This is a genomic window from Listeria cornellensis FSL F6-0969, from assembly GCF_000525855.1.
Lineage (GTDB): Bacteria > Bacillota > Bacilli > Lactobacillales > Listeriaceae > Listeria_A > Listeria_A cornellensis.
On the sequence record NZ_AODE01000004.1, the window covers coordinates 126,791 to 143,495 of the forward strand.

General features: G+C 42.6%; 11 protein-coding genes and 3 pseudogenes. All 14 read left to right on the top strand.

Annotated features, from left to right (window positions below; genetic code table 11):
* The first annotated feature begins 172 nt into the window (after positions 1–172).
* Positions 173–445, top strand: coding sequence for a DUF4944 domain-containing protein (locus PCORN_RS01100; protein WP_036076773.1), 273 nt, complete (start codon positions 173–175; stop codon positions 443–445).
* A 336-nt stretch (positions 446–781) separates the two neighbouring features.
* Positions 782–1,390, top strand: a complete 609-nt coding sequence (gene uvsE, locus PCORN_RS01105; RefSeq protein ID WP_277620137.1) for a UV DNA damage repair endonuclease UvsE — start codon at positions 782–784, stop codon at positions 1,388–1,390.
* Positions 1,341–1,652 carry an apurinic/apyrimidinic endonuclease family protein gene (locus PCORN_RS20650; protein ID WP_277620138.1) on the top strand — a complete coding sequence of 104 codons (312 nt, stop codon included), beginning with the start codon at positions 1,341–1,343 and terminating at the stop codon, positions 1,650–1,652. Before uvsE ends, PCORN_RS20650 begins: the two co-directional genes overlap by 50 nt.
* Before the next feature lie 67 nt (positions 1,653–1,719).
* Positions 1,720–2,322 carry a TetR/AcrR family transcriptional regulator gene (locus PCORN_RS01110; RefSeq protein ID WP_036076775.1) on the top strand — a complete coding sequence of 201 codons (603 nt, stop codon included), beginning with the start codon at positions 1,720–1,722 and terminating at the stop codon, positions 2,320–2,322.
* Positions 2,323–2,417: 95 nt separating this feature from the next.
* A pseudogene (locus PCORN_RS01115) lies at positions 2,418–4,633 on the top strand (MMPL family transporter).
* Between the two features lie 182 nt (positions 4,634–4,815).
* Positions 4,816–5,745 (top strand): dipeptidase, encoded by a 930-nt coding sequence (locus PCORN_RS01120; protein WP_036076984.1) that lies wholly within the window; start codon positions 4,816–4,818, stop codon positions 5,743–5,745.
* Positions 5,746–5,855: 110 nt separating this feature from the next.
* Positions 5,856–7,211: an RNA polymerase factor sigma-54 gene (gene rpoN, locus PCORN_RS01125; protein ID WP_036076782.1), complete on the top strand. Its 1,356-nt coding sequence runs from the start codon at positions 5,856–5,858 to the stop codon at positions 7,209–7,211.
* A 409-nt stretch (positions 7,212–7,620) separates the two neighbouring features.
* On the top strand, positions 7,621–8,667 hold the full coding sequence (locus PCORN_RS01130; RefSeq protein WP_036076784.1) for a sugar-binding transcriptional regulator: 1,047 nt from the start codon (positions 7,621–7,623) through the stop codon (positions 8,665–8,667).
* Positions 8,668–8,701: 34 nt separating this feature from the next.
* A pseudogene (gene gap / locus PCORN_RS01135) lies at positions 8,702–9,713 on the top strand (type I glyceraldehyde-3-phosphate dehydrogenase).
* Positions 9,714–9,801: 88 nt separating this feature from the next.
* Complete coding sequence (locus tag PCORN_RS01140; protein WP_036076786.1) at positions 9,802–10,992, top strand: phosphoglycerate kinase; 1,191 nt, start codon at positions 9,802–9,804, stop codon at positions 10,990–10,992.
* 269 nt (positions 10,993–11,261) lie between these two features.
* Positions 11,262–12,017 carry a triose-phosphate isomerase gene (tpiA, locus tag PCORN_RS01145; RefSeq protein ID WP_036076788.1) on the top strand — a complete coding sequence of 252 codons (756 nt, stop codon included), beginning with the start codon at positions 11,262–11,264 and terminating at the stop codon, positions 12,015–12,017.
* Complete coding sequence (gpmI, locus tag PCORN_RS01150; protein ID WP_036076790.1) at positions 12,018–13,550, top strand: 2,3-bisphosphoglycerate-independent phosphoglycerate mutase; 1,533 nt, start codon at positions 12,018–12,020, stop codon at positions 13,548–13,550.
* Positions 13,551–13,659: 109 nt separating this feature from the next.
* Positions 13,660–14,952 carry a phosphopyruvate hydratase gene (eno, locus tag PCORN_RS01155; protein WP_036076796.1) on the top strand — a complete coding sequence of 431 codons (1,293 nt, stop codon included), beginning with the start codon at positions 13,660–13,662 and terminating at the stop codon, positions 14,950–14,952.
* 930 nt (positions 14,953–15,882) lie between these two features.
* A pseudogene (locus PCORN_RS01165) lies at positions 15,883–16,592 on the top strand (alpha/beta fold hydrolase).
* Positions 16,593–16,705 lie beyond the last annotated feature (113 nt).

The window sequence follows — 16,705 nt, forward strand, 5'->3', positions numbered from 1 at the left end:
TTGGTGTCAACGTTTTGGGAATTGTAAAAGATTTTCAGAAGCCGTTGTTTCAGGCAGTTTTTTTGTGGCTAATACTTCTTATTTGAAGTAACTATAATCTTGTTTATGAAATCGTTTTGCATTTTTTATTGTTTTTTTTTGTAACATTAGTACAACAGGAGGTGGTGAACACATGAGCAAGAGAATATTGGTAGTCATCATATTTTTATTTATTTGTGTAGGTGGATATTTTGTGTACAAATTAAGCTTTGGAAGTTCTAATTATAAATGGGAGGGACATAATAATGAGTGGAGCGCCAAGTTTGGTGTATCAAGGAACTCCGCGAAAGATATGTATTCAGGTACAGTGAATTGGACCGGGGATTCAGATGAGAAAGAACGGATATATATCAATCGCATGGAGACTTTTTTTGATGGGGGAAAAAAATTGACGCATCAGAAATAAAACATACATATTTTGATGAGTTACCCTTTGCTGAATTTCAACAAAATGTAAAAGAAAATACTAAAATAAAGATAATCATTTTTGGAGCAATAGATAAGAAGGAATTTTCTGAAGAGTTAACGTTGAGCAGAGAAGGGAGTGGCAACTGACTTGCGTGTGCTGCTGAATATATATGTCAAGAAACTTCTGATGAGTAGACACCTATTCGAGATATACAAGATATGACACTTCACGATGTTAAAGAAGAGATGGAAGGGAGGGGTAGAACATCGTTTGGGGTATAATATCTGGTATGATGGTTGCTTTTTTGCTATGATTGGGTGCGGAAGGGGTGTTATGATGAAATTAGGTTATGCGTGTATTAATATGTCGATGCCTTCGAAGTTTCGGACGTGCCGGTTGCGGACTGTTGAGGAGCAGGGGTTAGAAAAGGTGAAGGAGATTGCGGTACATAATTTGGCGGAGGTTATCCGGGTTTTGGAATGGAATATTGCGCACGAGATTTATTTTTTCCGGATGTCGAGTGATTTGATTCCTTTTGCGTCGCATCCGATTATGACGTGGGATTGGCAGCGGGATACGGATATTTTGGCGTTGACGGCTGAGATTAGTCGGCTGCGGGAGCTTCATGGGATGCGCTTGTCGATGCATCCTGGGCAGTACACGATTATTAATTCGCCGCGTGCGGATGTTGTGGAGAAGGCGATTGCGGAACTTTCGTATCATCAGCAGTTGTTGGATTTAGTCGGTGGCACGGATATGATTTTGCATATTGGCGGTGCTTACGGAGATAAGAAAACGGCAAGTGAGCGCTTTATTCATGCATATAACGGCTTATCGAATGATATTAAGCGGCTTTTACGGCTTGAAAATGATGATAAGACGTATACGGCGAATGATGTTTTGGGGGATTGCGAAGGCAACGGGTGCAACGGTTTGCTTTGATATTCATCATCATATTTGTAATCATGAGCCGGACGCGGATGTGGCGCAAATTGTGACGGATGTTTTTAAAACGTGGGAAACGACGCCAAAAATGCATATTAGTTCTGGGAAAACGGGTGCTACAGATCGGTCGCATCATGATTTGATTCATTTGGAGGATTTCCAGCGGTTGATGGGATTATTGGCTGGTCGGGACGTGGACATTATGTTTGAGGCAAAGCGCAAGGAGCAGTCTGTTTTGGTATTGCGGGAGAAGCTGTGAAAGAAGGTTTACGGATACGCCAAGTCATGATAAAATGATGATTAGTGAGTGATGGAGGCGAAATGCGATGAAGAAGCGGACTCGTGCGGAAGAATTGGTTTTTACACGTAATAAAATTTTAACGACGGCTCGCGATTTGTTTATGGAGAAGGGTTATCGAACGGTTTCTACGCGTGATATTGCGGCGCAGTGCCAGATGACGCAACCCGCGCTTTATCACCATTTTAAGGATAAGGAATCGCTTTATGTCGAGGTTGTTCGACAGCTAACGATTGAGATTCACACGGACATGATTCCGATTGAGCAGGCAAATGATTCGCCAAAAGTGCAGTTAAAGGCTATGCTAATGATGTTGATTGAGAATCATCCAACGAATATTTTGATGATGATTCATGATATATTGAATGAGTTGAAGAAGGAAAATCAGTTTTTGATGTTTCAGCTTTGGCAATCGACATATTTGGATCCATTTAAGCGTCTTTTTAAAAAGATGGCGGATGATGGAACTTTGCGTGAAGGAGTGACGAGTGAGACGGCGGCGCGTTATTGTTTGTCGACGATTAGCCCTGTTTTTGCTAGTGATAGCCCGTTTCGTACTGGTTCTATCTCGGATCGCCTTGATGAGCTGATTGATTTTATGATGTTTGGAATTTGTAAAAAAGAGGTATAGTTGGAATGTCTCTTTTTTTTATAAATAAATATTTATCACTTGATAAACGAAAATATTGATCGACTGATAAATGAAAAAATAAGGGGGAAGTTGAAATGAGTCATGGTATTTTTAGTAAGATCGCGAATGCGGTAGGAGGGAAGCGGGGGCGTTGGATTACGCTTGCTGTCTGGATTTTGATCGTGGTCGCCTTGCAGGTATTTTTGCCGAAATCGGAGGATTATAAGGATGATGCAGCGTCGGATTTGGCGGCAGCGGAGCCTTCTGTTGTAGCACAAAAGGTGATGGATGAGCAGTTTCCGACTGGGGAAGGTACGCCGGCTCTGATTACTTGGTTCCGGAGTACTGGACTGACAAATACTGATTTAGCGCAAATTCAGGAGTTTTCGAAGGAGTTGCAACAAAACCCGGTGGATCATCAGAAAACGGTGGTTCCATACGATAAAATGCCACTTCCGGTTTTGAAGCAGCAGGTTTCGAAGGATGGTACGACGTTTATCCAGACGGTTTTAATGGATTCGGAGGCGGCTTCGGATGAGTTGAAAACAAGTTTTGAGGAGTTGGAAAAAACGGCGAATGGTATTTTTGCGGATAAGCCGTTTGATCAGAAGGTTAGTAGTAAGGACACGTTGACGGCGCGCACGACTGGGCCTGCGGGGATTAGCGTGGATGCGACGGAGCTGTTTAGTGATGCGGATGTGTCGTTATTAATCGGGACGGTCTTGCTTGTTTTGATATTCTTGTTGGTGATTTACCGTTCACCGATTCTGGCATTTATTCCGCTTATTGCGGTCGGTTTTGCTTATCTGGCGGTGACGCCGATTATTGCGTTGCTTGGGAAAGAGGGCATTATTACGTACGGTTCGCAGGGGCTTTCGATTATGACGGTGCTTTTGTTCGGGGCTGGGACGGATTATTGTTTGTTCTTGATTGCGAGATTCCGCAGCCAGCTACACCATGATGAAAATCGCTATACGGCTTTTAAAAAAGGCGTTTAGCAATACGGCGGGCGCGATTGCGCTTAGCGGTTTCACGGTGATGGCGGCGCTACTTATTTTACTTGTTGCAAAATATGGTTCGATTCACAATTTTGCGGTGCCGTTTAGCTTGTCGATTTTGATTATGATGATTTCTTCGTTGACGCTAGTTCCGGCGTTGCTCGGCATTTTTGGTCGGATTTCGTTCTGGCCGTTCGTTCCGCGCACGGAGGAAATGGCAAAAGCGCATGCTGCTAAAAAAGGCAAAACGGTGAAACCTCATCGCGAAAACCGTTTTTGGCATCGTGTTGGTGAAATGTCAGCGCAACATCCGATTAAAACGTTTGTGATCACGATTTTGGTTTTGGGTGGTTGTGCGATTTTTGCGACGCAGGTGAAATATACGTATGACACGCTTTCGACATTCCCGAAAGATATGCCGTCGCGTGAAGGTTTTACATTGATTAGCGATCATTTTGGCGCTGGGCAGTTGGCGCCGGTGAATTTGATTGTGAAAACGGATGGTGAAAAGACGGATCTTCGGACTAATTTGCAGCAAGATGATGGTATTGCGAATGTTTCTGTGGGCGTTCCGAGCACGAAAAATCCGGATTATATGATGTATACGATTGAGCTTGCGGATAACCCGTATAGCAATGAGGCGATGGACATTATTCCAGATATTCGTGATACGGCAAAAACGACGCTGAGTGATGCTGGGATTTCGAAAGACAATATTTGGATTGCTGGACAAACGGCGACGCAATACGATTCGCGTGCTGTGACGAAACAGGATGAGGCGTTGATTATTCCGCTTGTTATCGGCTTGATTGCGTTGTTACTACTTGTTTATTTGCGTTCGGTGACAGCGATGATTTATCTCGTAGCGACGGTTCTGCTTTCGTTCTTCAGTGCACTTGGGCTAGGCTGGCTTATCATTCATTACGTGATGGGCGTCGAGGCAATAGCTGGTTTGATCCCGATTTATGCGTTTGTCTTTATTGTCGCGCTCGGCGAGGATTACAATATTTTCATGATTTCAAGCATCTGGAAAAAAAAGCCGGGAATTGCCTCTGCGTGAGGCGATTACAGAAGGTGTCGGGCAAACTGGTGGCGTTATTACATCGGCTGGTATTATTTTAGCTGGAACGTTTGCTGTTTTGACGACTTTACCGATTCAACTACTCGTCCAATTTGGCTTAATAACGGCGATTGGTGTCTTATTGGATACCTTCATCGTCCGTCCATTCTTAGTCCCGGCAATAACGATGATGCTTGGAAAGTGGGCATTCTGGCCAGCAAGCGCACCGAGAAAGAATCATCTGCGTCGTTAAAATCTCCGTTCCAGTGCTCGTGTACAAGTCGTACATTCCGCTCTGGTACTCGCTTTTGCCTAGCATCTAATCATTTCTCGGCGCGCTTGAATTTAGTGGCATGTTCTGGGTTATGAGAATAACGCTTGTTTCCCACCTCAAAAAGTATATAATAGAGATATTAAATGGGGGTGGGTGTAATGATGAACATCGTGGATATGCATTGTGACGCGCTTTACAAGCTACAGGCGGGTGCTGGGAAAGTCACGTTTCAGGATTCGGAGCAGTTGGACGTGAATTTTGAAAAAATGATTGCGGGCGGCATCAAAATGCAGGCTTTTGCGATTTTTTTAGAGCCGACAACACCTGTCGAACAGAAATGGAAGAAAGCGATTGAGCAGGTGAATATTTATAAGCAGCATGTTTTGCATCGAAATGGTGTGATTAAGCCGCTCAGACAGTGGTCCGATGTGGATCGTGTACCGGAGGAGAAAATCGCGGCGTTTCTGACTTTGGAGAGTGTGGAGCCGATTGGGACGGACTTACGCAAATTGGATCAAATGCTTGATTATGGCGTGCTTTCGGTCGGTTTGACTTGGAATAACGCGAATTTGGCGGCGGATGGAATTGAGGAGTCTCGCGGTGCTGGTTTGACGGATTTCGGTAAAGCGATTGTGGCGAAACTGAATGACCGGAAAGTTTTCACGGACGTGTCGCATTTGAGTGAGAAGGCATTCTGGGACGTGATGGAACTCGCGGATTATCCGATTGCTAGCCATTCTAACGCAAAAGCGATTTGTTCGCACCCTCGTAACTTGTCGGATGAGCAAATCAAAGCACTCCTTGAAAAAAACGCGATGATTCATCTGGTTTTCTATCCACTTTTTGTGAAAGAGACGGCGGACACGGTTTATATGGAAGATTTAATTGCGCATATCAAACATATTTGCGATCTTGGCGGTGTTAAGAATATTGGATTTGGTTCGGATTTTGATGGGATTCCTTATCATATTGAGGGCTTGGAGGATTGTTCGAAATATCCGGCGTTTATCGCGGAGCTCAGAAAGCATTTTACAGAACAGGAAATTAAGGGTTTTTGCTATGATAATTTCATCGAGCATTTGCCGAAATAGGACGATGCGCCTCCTAGCATGATTGGGAGGCGTTTTTATTTAGGTCTTATCGACTTGGGTGGGACGTGTTATAATAGAGAGGACGAGTATGAAATAGGAGGAGTTATCTCATGAGATTAGAGTCCAATTTTGTCCAGAAGCAGCAGCAGACGCAATCGATGAAGTTGATGATGACACAACAGTTGTCGCAATCTATCGCGATGTTGCAGTTTAACATGGAAGATTTGACGGCTTTTCTGGAAGATAAGGCACTGGAAAATCCTTTGATTGAGGTGATTCCGGGTGTGGATACGGCTCCTGATTATACAATGACGACGACGCGCAAAAAAGATAATCTTGCGGGAGCGGACGATACGGATTGGTTGGAGCAAATCGCGGATACGACGATGACACTCTCTGATGCTTTGAAGGAGCAGATGCAGTTTTTAGAGATGACGAGTCAGCAGAAGTTAGCGTTGTTGTTTTTGATTGAAAGCCTTGATAAAAATGGCTATTTGCAGACGGAGCTGGATGTTGTGGCTTCGGCGCTGCTTATTTCTGAGGACGATGTGCTAGACATGTTGGAGACGTTGCAGGGGTTTGAACCTGCTGGAGTCGGTGCGCGTGATGCGAAGGAATGTATTTTATTGCAAATCCAAAGGCATGAAAAAGCACCGGATAAGGCTTACGCGCTGATTCGTGATTATTTCGAGGATTTTGCGAACAAGCGCTGGAAAAAGATTGCGGATGGTTTGGGTATTGGGATGGTGGACATTCAGGCGATTTCGGATTTCATCATTACGCTCAACCCAAAACCAGGTGCGGAATTCGAATCGGAACGGGTGCAGTATGTTGTACCAGACCTTGTGTTGCAACGTGAAGGTGATGAGTTGCGCGTGAAGGTAGCCAAGCAATTTTTGCCGCGGATGAAGTTCCAAGAGGGTTATTTTAACATGATGCAGGCGACGCAGGAAAAAGATGTGGCGGCATTTTTGAAGGAAAAGGCTGGCGAATTCGATTGGCTAAAGAAGGGCTTGGAGCAACGAGAAAGTACGATTGGCCGTGTTGGCGAGGCGATTGTGAGGCACCAGCGGGAATTCTTTTTGCATGAGGAGAAGCGTTTACAGCCATTGACATTAAAGGAAATCGCGGAGGAAATTGATGTCCATGAATCGACGGTGAGCCGGGCAGTCAATGGAAAGTATATGGAAACGGTGCAAGGTGTGTATGAATTGAAGTATTTCTTTTCATCGAGCCTTACGAAAAAAGCGAGCGAAGAATCGGATGCTGGCGATGTTTCAAGTCAAAGCATTAAGAAGCTAGTCCAACAATTTGTGAACGAAGAAAATAAGTTAAAACCACTTTCTGATCAAAAAATTGTGGAGATGCTGGATGAGCAAAGCATTCAAGTTTCGCGCCGTGCGATTGCGAAGTATCGCGGTGAATTGAATATCCTGTCATCGTCCAAACGAAAAAGATTTACCTAGCCTCTTGTCTATACGATGAGAGGTTTTCTGCACGTTTTGAATTGTTCATGTTTTAACATAGTCGTTCCGTGGAATATGGTAGTGTGTGCTTATTATATAGTAGGAACACAGTGTTAATAAATCATGAATTTTTCTTTAAATGATAGCTTAATGCTTGAATTTTGACCTAATCACTGGTAGAATGAATGTTGTAGGGTAATAAAATAGCTACTTGCTTTATGGCAGGCGATTTACGAGAAGAGATGGGTTAGTTTAGAAACGAAAAGATGATTAGCGTTGCATTTTTATTGGGCGATGGTCACAATAGTTTACTAGCAAAGACTTAGTTCTCTTGTTTTTTTTAGTTTTATCGGGACATCTTATGGCTAAGCGGGTCAAGAAGAGTCCAAGGTGGTTAGGAGACTTTGAAATGTCAGACATTATTAACATTCAAAAGAAATTGTTACCCGACATGCTTCTAGTAATGCAGAAGCGCTATCAAATCTTGCGTTCGATTTATTTTGCGGAGCCGGTTGGTAGACGGACACTTGCCCAAATGTTGGGGATGAGTGAGCGGGTACTGCGCGGTGAGGTTGAATTTTTGAAAGCACAAGGGTTGATTGGCATTGCTCCTGCTGGGATGACAGTAACGAAGGATGGTCTGGTCGTGTTTCGCGAATTAGAATCCGTTATGAATCAATTGACGGGAATACATACAATGGAAGATAGACTGCGCGAGAAATTAAAGATCAAAGCTTGTTTTGTTGTTCAGGGCGATAGTGATGTGACGCCATGGGTTCTGGAAGAAATGGGACGTGTGGCGCTCGAACAACTGGATATATCACTCACGGAGAAGAAGAATACGATTGCCGTGATGGGTGGTTCTACAATGGCGACGCTAGCCGAAATGATGACACCCGATTTTGCAAATGGACGCGAACTACTTTTTGTCCCAGGGCGTGGTGGGCTTGGTGAGGATCTCAATAATCAAGCAAACACGATTTGTGACAGGATGGCAACGAAGACGAACGGCAAACACCGTATGTTTTATGTACCGGAACAGCTTGGCGAAGAAGCGTATCAATCATTGATGAAGGAGCCCGCGATTCAAGAAGGACTGCGACTCGTTCAATCTGCGAATGCGATATTACATGGCATTGGTGATGCGATGACGATGGCACAGCGCCGGCACACGAACGCCGAAACAATGCAGAAAATCATGGATAGACAAGCCGTGGGAGAAGCGTTTGGCTATTACTTCAATGAACAAGGAGAAGTCGTGTACAAAGTTCCAACATTTGGTTTACAATTTGAAGACCTACCTCGCATACCGAACATTATAGCGCTCGCAGGAGGCACTTCAAAGGCCAAAGCAATCAAGTCGTATATGAAAACTGCTCCGTCACATACGATTTTAGTAACAGACGAAGGAGCCGCAACCATGCTTTTAAAAGGGGAAAATACCCTTTTGAAATAAAAAATTTCATTATTTTCAAGGAGGAAATTGACTTATGACAGTTAAAGTTGGTATTAATGGTTTTGGACGTATCGGACGTCTAGCATTCCGTCGTATTCAAAATGTGGAAGGTATTGAAGTTGTTGCAATCAATGACTTAACAGACGCTAAAATGTTAGCTCACCTGTTGAAATATGATACTACTCAAGGTCGTTTTGATGGCGATGTTGAAGTACATGATGGTTATTTCAACGTGAACGGCAAAGAAGTGAAAGTTTTAGCTAATCGTAACCCTGAGGAATTACCATGGGGCGAACTAGGTGTAGATATCGTTCTTGAGTGTACTGGTTTCTTCACTGCAAAAGAAAAAGCTGAACTACACATCAAAGCTGGTGCTAAAAAAAGTTGTTATCTCAGCTCCTGCATCAGGCGATATGAAAACAATCGTATACAACGTGAACCATGATATTTTAGATGGAACTGAAACAGTTATCTCTGGTGCTTCATGTACTACTAACTGTCTTGCTCCAATGGCTAAAGTATTAGAAGACAAATTTGGTATTGAACAAGGTCTTATGACTACAATTCATGCTTATACAGGCGACCAAATGACGCTTGATGGTCCTCACCCAGGTGGAGACTTCCGTCGTGCGCGCGCTGCTGCAGAAAACATCGTTCCTAACACGACTGGTGCTGCTAAAGCAATCGGTCTTGTATTACCATCACTTGTTGGTAAATTAGACGGTGCTGCTCAACGTGTTCCAGTTGCAACTGGTTCATTAACTGAGCTTGTAACTGTTCTTAAGAAAGACGTTACTGTTGAAGAAGTGAACGCTGCAATGGAAGCTGCAAGTGATGCGGATACATTCGGTTACACAAATGATCCAATCGTTTCTTCTGATATCCAAGGAATCACTTACGGTTCTTTATTCGATGAAACACAAACAAAAGTCCTTTCAGTTGGCGGCAAACAATTAGTGAAAACTGTTGCTTGGTATGACAACGAAATGTCTTATACTGCACAATTAGTTCGTACACTTGAATATTTCGCTAAAATTGCTAAATAAGATTGCTAAGAACTAAATAATAAACAAATAAGCGGGAACAGGTCTTTTGTTTCCGCTTTTTATTTGAAAAGTATGGAGGAAAAGTATTATGGCTAAAAAAGTTGTGACCGATTTAGACTTAAACGACAAAAAAGTTCTAGTACGTGTTGATTTTAACGTTCCAATGAAAGACGGTAAAATCACCAATGATAATCGTATCGTAGCGGCACTTCCAACGATTCAATATATCCTTGAACAAAACGGGAAAGCAATTCTTTTCTCTCACTTAGGTAAAGTGAAGACAGAAGAAGACAAAGCGGACAAATCACTTCGCCCAGTTGCTGAACGTTTGAGCGAACTATTAGGTAAAAAAGTAAAATTCGTACCTGTCACTCGTGGACCAGAACTGGAAGGCGCAATTAACGAAATGAAGGACGGCGACGTTATCCTTTTCGAAAATACGCGTTTTGAAGATGTTGATGGTAAAAAAGAAAGTAAAAATGATCCAGAGCTAGGCAAGTATTGGGCTTCTCTAGGTGATGTTTTTGTGAATGACGCATTTGGTACAGCCCATCGCGCGCATGCTTCTAACGTTGGAATCGCTTCTAACTTAGACTCAGCAGCAGGCTTCCTAATGGAAAAAGAAATCAAATTCATCGGTGGCGTTGTGGATAACCCATCACGTCCACTTGTTGCAATCCTTGGTGGTGCGAAAGTTTCCGACAAAATTGGCGTTATCGAGAACTTAATCGAAAAAGCAGACAAATTACTTATCGGTGGCGGAATGGCATACACATTCTTTAAAGCGCAAGGTAAAGAAGTCGGCATTTCTCTTTTAGAAAAAGACAAAATCGATCTTGCGAAGAGCTTACTTGAAAAAGCAGGCGACAAAATCGTCCTTCCAATCGACAATGTTGTTTCGCATGAATTCAGCAACGACGCACCATTCCACACGGTTGATTCGAATCACATTCCAGCTGACGAAGAAGGTTTGGATATCGGTCCTGCGACAGTGGAACTTTTCACAAAAGAATTACAAGGCGCGAAAACAGTTGTTTGGAACGGTCCTATGGGCGTATTCGAAATGAGCAACTTTGCTAAAGGAACAATCGGCGTTTGTGAAGCAATAGCGAACCTTGAAGGTGCAACGACAATCATCGGCGGCGGCGACAGTGCAGCAGCAGCGATGGACCTAGGTTACGCTGACAAATTTACACATATTTCAACTGGTGGCGGAGCTTCTCTAGAATACCTAGAAGGCAAAAAACTACCAGGCGTCGAGTCTATTAGCGATAAATAATTAATTGAAACTGTTAACTTCTCGTATTTCGCAGAGCCAAGATAGAACCTGCGAACCTCAGCGTGTCGACAAATGCTTAGATTTTAGGCAAAGCTGAGTACCGAAGTGGAGCATACTTGGGTATGTTGACTGAAAACAGGGAGAGAGTAGTATCCTCGACCATGTGAGAAGTTATGCGTAACTCTTTTGTGTAGAAGAGCATCGGAACGGAAGTTTTAACGACAAAGATGAGCGTTTGTCGACACGCTGAAGAGAAAGGAAGTTTTATTATGCGTAAACCTATCATTGCAGGAAACTGGAAAATGAACAAAACGGCGGCGAAAGCTGGACAATTTGCTGAGGACGTGAAGCGTAAAGTTCCAAGTAAAGATGTTGTGGATTCCGTAATCGCAGCACCAGCCCTATTTTTAAAAGAATTAGTTCACTCAACAGAGGGTACTGATCTTCAAATCGCAGCGCAAAATACTTATTTCGAAGACGAAGGTGCTTTCACAGGCGAAATCAGCCCGTTTGCAGTCGCTGATTTAGGCGTTTCTTACGTTGTTATTGGTCACTCTGAGCGTCGTGAGTATTTCCACGAAACAGACGAAGATATCAACAAAAAAGCACACGCAATCTTCAAACACGGCATGACTCCAATCATCTGCTGTGGCGAAACTTTAGAACAACGTGAAGCTGGCCAAACGAACGAATGGGTTAGTGGACAAATCCGCGCGGCGCTTAAAGGCTTGACGGAAGCACAAGTTGCTAAATCTGTTATTGCTTATGAGCCAATCTGGGCAATCGGAACTGGTAAATCTTCAACAAGTAAAGATGCTAACGATACGTGTTCTGTTGTTCGTCAAACAGTTGCAGAGGTTGTTTCTAAAGAAGCGGCAGACGCTGTTCGTATTCAATACGGCGGCAGTGTAAAACCTGAGAACATTGCTGAATATATGGCACAATCCGACATTGATGGAGCTTTGGTTGGTGGCGCGAGTCTTGATCCAGCATCATTCCTAGCTTTATTGGAGGCAGTGAAATAAATGACTAAATCACCTGTAGCTATCATCATTCTTGATGGTTTCGGTTTACGTAACGAAACAGTTGGGAATGCTGTTGCCTTAGCTAATAAACCTAACTTTGACCGCTACTGGGAAACGTATCCGCATGGGCAACTGAAAGCAGCCGGCCTCGATGTCGGTCTTCCAGAAGGCCAAATGGGTAACTCAGAAGTTGGTCATACGAATATCGGTGCTGGACGTATTGTTTACCAAAGTTTGACGCGTATTGACAAAGCCATTGAAGAAGGCGAATTCGCGAAAAACGAAGCGTTAAATAATGCTTTCACACACACCAAAACGAACAATTCTGATCTTCACTTGTTCGGCTTGCTATCAGATGGTGGCGTGCATAGTCACATCAACCATTTAGTAGCCTTGCTTGAAACAGCGAAGAAAGAAGGCGTGAAAAACGTCTATATCCATGCTTTCCTTGATGGGCGTGACGTAGCACCACAATCCGCTGTAGGATATTTAGAAACGTTACAAAAAGCGATGGCTGATCTTAACTATGGCGAGATTGCAACGGTTTCTGGACGCTTCTACGCGATGGATCGTGATAAACGCTGGGAACGTGTCGAAAAAGCCTATAATACGATTGTTAAAGGTGAAGGCGCACAATTTGAAGATCCTGTGAAATTGGTGGAAGCTTCTTACGCAGACGGCAAAAATGACGAGTTCGTTATTCCTGCTGTTGTAGCAAAAGACGGTAAACCAGTGGCAACGGTAAAAGATAACGACGCTGTTATTTTCTTCAACTTCCGTCCTGACCGCGCGATCCAACTTTCGAATGCGTTCACGGATAAAGAGTGGGAACATTTTGACCGTGGCGACAAACATCCGAAAAATATCAAATTCGTAACGATGACACTTTTCAATCCTAGCATTGTGGCGGAGGTTGCTTTTGCACCGATGCCAATGACGAACGTGATCGGGGAAGTTTTATCGAATGAAGGCTTGTCGCAATTGCGTATTGCTGAAACAGAGAAATATCCTCACGTTACTTTCTTCATGAATGGTGGACGTAACGAAGAATTCCCTGGTGAAAGCCGGATTCTAATCGATTCGCCAAAAGTGGAAACATACGATTTGAAACCTGAAATGAGCGCCTATGAAGTAACGGACGCACTAGTGGAAGATATCAAAAACGATAAACACGATGCGATTATCTTAAACTTTGCGAATCCTGATATGGTAGGTCACTCAGGGATGGTTGAACCAACGATTAAAGCGATTGAAGCCGTGGATGAAAACCTTGGACGCGTTGTCGATGCAATTTTGGGAAAAGGCGGTTCTGCGATTATTTTCGCCGATCACGGTAACTCCGAAACGATGACAACACCAGAAGGCAATCCACATACAGCGCATACGACAGTTCCGGTTCCAGTAATCGTAACAAAAGCTGGTGCAACACTACGTGAAGGCGGACGCTTAGCCGATATTGCTCCAACAATGCTTGATCTTTTAGGCGTAGAAAAACCAGCCGAAATGACAGGTGAAAGTTTAATTCAGAAATAACGAGGTCTTGCTTTGCGTTTTTGCACAAACAAGGCTAAAATAAGAAGGTAAGCAACCGGTAATTCGGTCACTTCCTTACAAAATTCATTTTTAGAGGAGAGTATAAATTATGTCTATTATTACTGAAGTATACGCACGCGAAGTTCTTGATTCCCGTGGTAACCCAACTATCGAGGTAGAAGTTTACACAGAAACTGGCGCATTCGGTCGCGCATTAGTTCCAAGTGGTGCATCTACTGGTGAATATGAAGCAGTAGAATTACGCGACAACGACGCTAGCCGTTACATGGGTAAAGGTGTTTTGAAAGCTGTTGAAAACGTAAATGACATTATTGCAGACAAAATTATCGGTTTTGACGTAACAGACCAAATCGGTATTGACCAAGCGATGATCGAGCTTGACGGTACTGAAAACAAAGGTAAATTGGGCGCTAACGCAATTCTAGGTGTATCTTTAGCAGCAGCTCGTGCAGCAGCAGAAGAATTAGGCCTTGAGTTATACGAATACATTGGCGGAGTAAATGCTAAAGTATTGCCAGTTCCAATGATGAACATTGTTAATGGCGGCGAGCATGCTGACAATAACGTTGACATTCAAGAATTCATGGTTATGCCAGTTGGAGCTAAAACTTTCTCTGAAGCCCTACGTATGGGTACTGAAATCCTGCACAACCTTAAAACAGTTCTTAAAGGCAAAGGCCTTAACACTGGTGTTGGTGATGAAGGTGGATTCGCTCCTGACCTTAAATCTAATGAAGAAGCATTAGAAACAATCATCGAAGCAATCAAAAAAGCTGGTTACACGCCAGGCGAACAAGTTAAATTGGCTATGGATTCAGCAGCTTCTGAGTTCTACAACCGCGAAACTGGTAACTATGAACTTAAAGGCGAAGGCGTAACTCGTACTTCGGAAGAAATGGTTGCTTGGTACGAAGAGTTAGCAAACAAATACCCAATCATCTCTATTGAAGATGGTTTAGACGAAAACGACTGGAAAGGTCACAAACTATTGACTGAACGCCTAGGCGATCGCGTACAATTAGTTGGTGATGACTTGTTCGTTACAAACACGAAGAAATTGAAAGAAGGAATTGACAATGGCGTTGCTAACTCAATCCTTATCAAAGTAAACCAAATCGGTACGCTTACTGAAACATTAGACGCTATCGAAATGGCTAAACGCGCTGGTTATACAGCGGTTATTTCCCATCGTTCTGGTGAAACAGAAGACAGCACAATCGCTGACATCGCTGTTGCAACAAACGCTGGACAAATCAAAACAGGTGCTCCAACTCGTACAGACCGTGTTGCTAAATACAACCAATTGCTACGTATTGAAGACAACCTAGGTAACCTAGCACAATACCACGGCGAAGATACTTTCTATAACTTGAAAAAATAATCGCTTGTGAAAACAGTAAAGCCCCTAGAAAAAATTCTGGGGGCTTTACTGTGTTTGCTAATAGGTGTTTGTAAAGGAATGTCAGGGTGGGAAATTTGATGAATTAACTATATTGTTACTTCTGATTTTTTATATGAGCAGACCTGTTGGTATTTATAAATAAAGTTTTTATTAGTAGAAAGACCATTGCTAGTAAAAATAAAATATATATCCAGCTACCTGTACTAAAAATTCCATAAATAAAAATTAATGAAGCTATACAGTAGACGCATATTTGGACAATTTTCCATGTTTTTGCTGCCAATTAAATCAACTCCTACATCGCTTTAATAGCGCTTACATTTTATATGTGTTTATTGTAACATAATAATAGGAAGAATACAAAATAGAAATGAGGAGATTGGAAATGAGTTTCAAAAAATTATATCAGCGATTTCGTTAGGCTTTTTGATGTCATAGGCTACTTGTAAATCGGAGTCTAATTCTAAATAGCGCTGAACGAGAGTTCATTGTGCAGGGGCTAGACTATGTTTTCTTTTGTAAAAGAGCCCCTTCATGCCCTTACAGTGCTTCCGGTCATCTTTAATCTGATTAGTACGTACGGGTTTGGCAGTGAGGGCAGGCATGTTTCTTTCGTTTTTATTTTCTAAACCGATGAGTTGTATGATAAATTGGTCTGGCATGGTAATATCGCTCCTTTGGATTGGGTCACGGTACTTTTATCTTAAAGGATTTTGGTATTACTGTGTATTTTTTTGTCTTGAAATGGAACCCAGGAAATGTTGAGGCAGATTAATTTCTACTCCAATATTTATTATAGAACCTTTTTTTTACGCTGTGAAAGCTCAGTTCCTAGTCGTATGGAAAAAGTGTTTTTTCTGCTATAATTGTTTTACTAAGATTTCGTTACTAAAAGGTTTGGTGATGACGATGAAAGCACATGTGAACGGAATTGAACTTTCTTATCATATTTATGGCAGAGGCGAGCCGCTTGTTTTGTTGCATGGAAATGGGCAAAGCCACGGTGCGATGAAGCGCCAAATTGACTTTTTTCGAAAAAAATTATCAAGTGATTGCGGTGGATTCGCGTGGTCATGGAAAGTCAGAATTGGGTTTTCGGCCGCTTGATTTTCAGATTATGGCGCTGGATATCTTATGTTTATTAGATTATTTGAAAATCAATAGGTATCGCGTTATTGGATATAGTGATGGTGGAATTATTGCGCTGGAAATGGCGATATATCAGCCTAAACGGCAAAAGCAGATGGTTGTAATTGGGACGAATTATGACACGAGTCAGATTAAATGGTGGGCTAATATTTTTACTTTTGCTGGTTATTTATTTTCGCTTCTTCTGGCGCCATTCAGTTTCTTTTTTAGGCGTATTAAGGCGCAGATGGGATTGATGATTTTTCATCCGCATATTAAAGAAGAAAGTTTGGCGAGGATTTCGGCTCCAATGTTGGCGATTATTGGGGAATATGATGTGATTTCAAAGGCGGATACTCAGAAAATGGTGGGTTTGGTTCAGCGCGGGGATATAACTGTTATTCATCATGGTACGCATTTTTTTGACTCGGCAGAAACCGCGGGAGTTGCATCAGATTATTGTTTCTTTTTTTGACGAAGATGTGACGTAAATGTAGGGATAAAGTAGCTAAATTTTTTTTTTTCGATGGATTATGTGAGAATTAGATTGACAGTTCCTCCGTTTGGCGTTATCATATGTCTATTGTATAAATTACTTACCCCA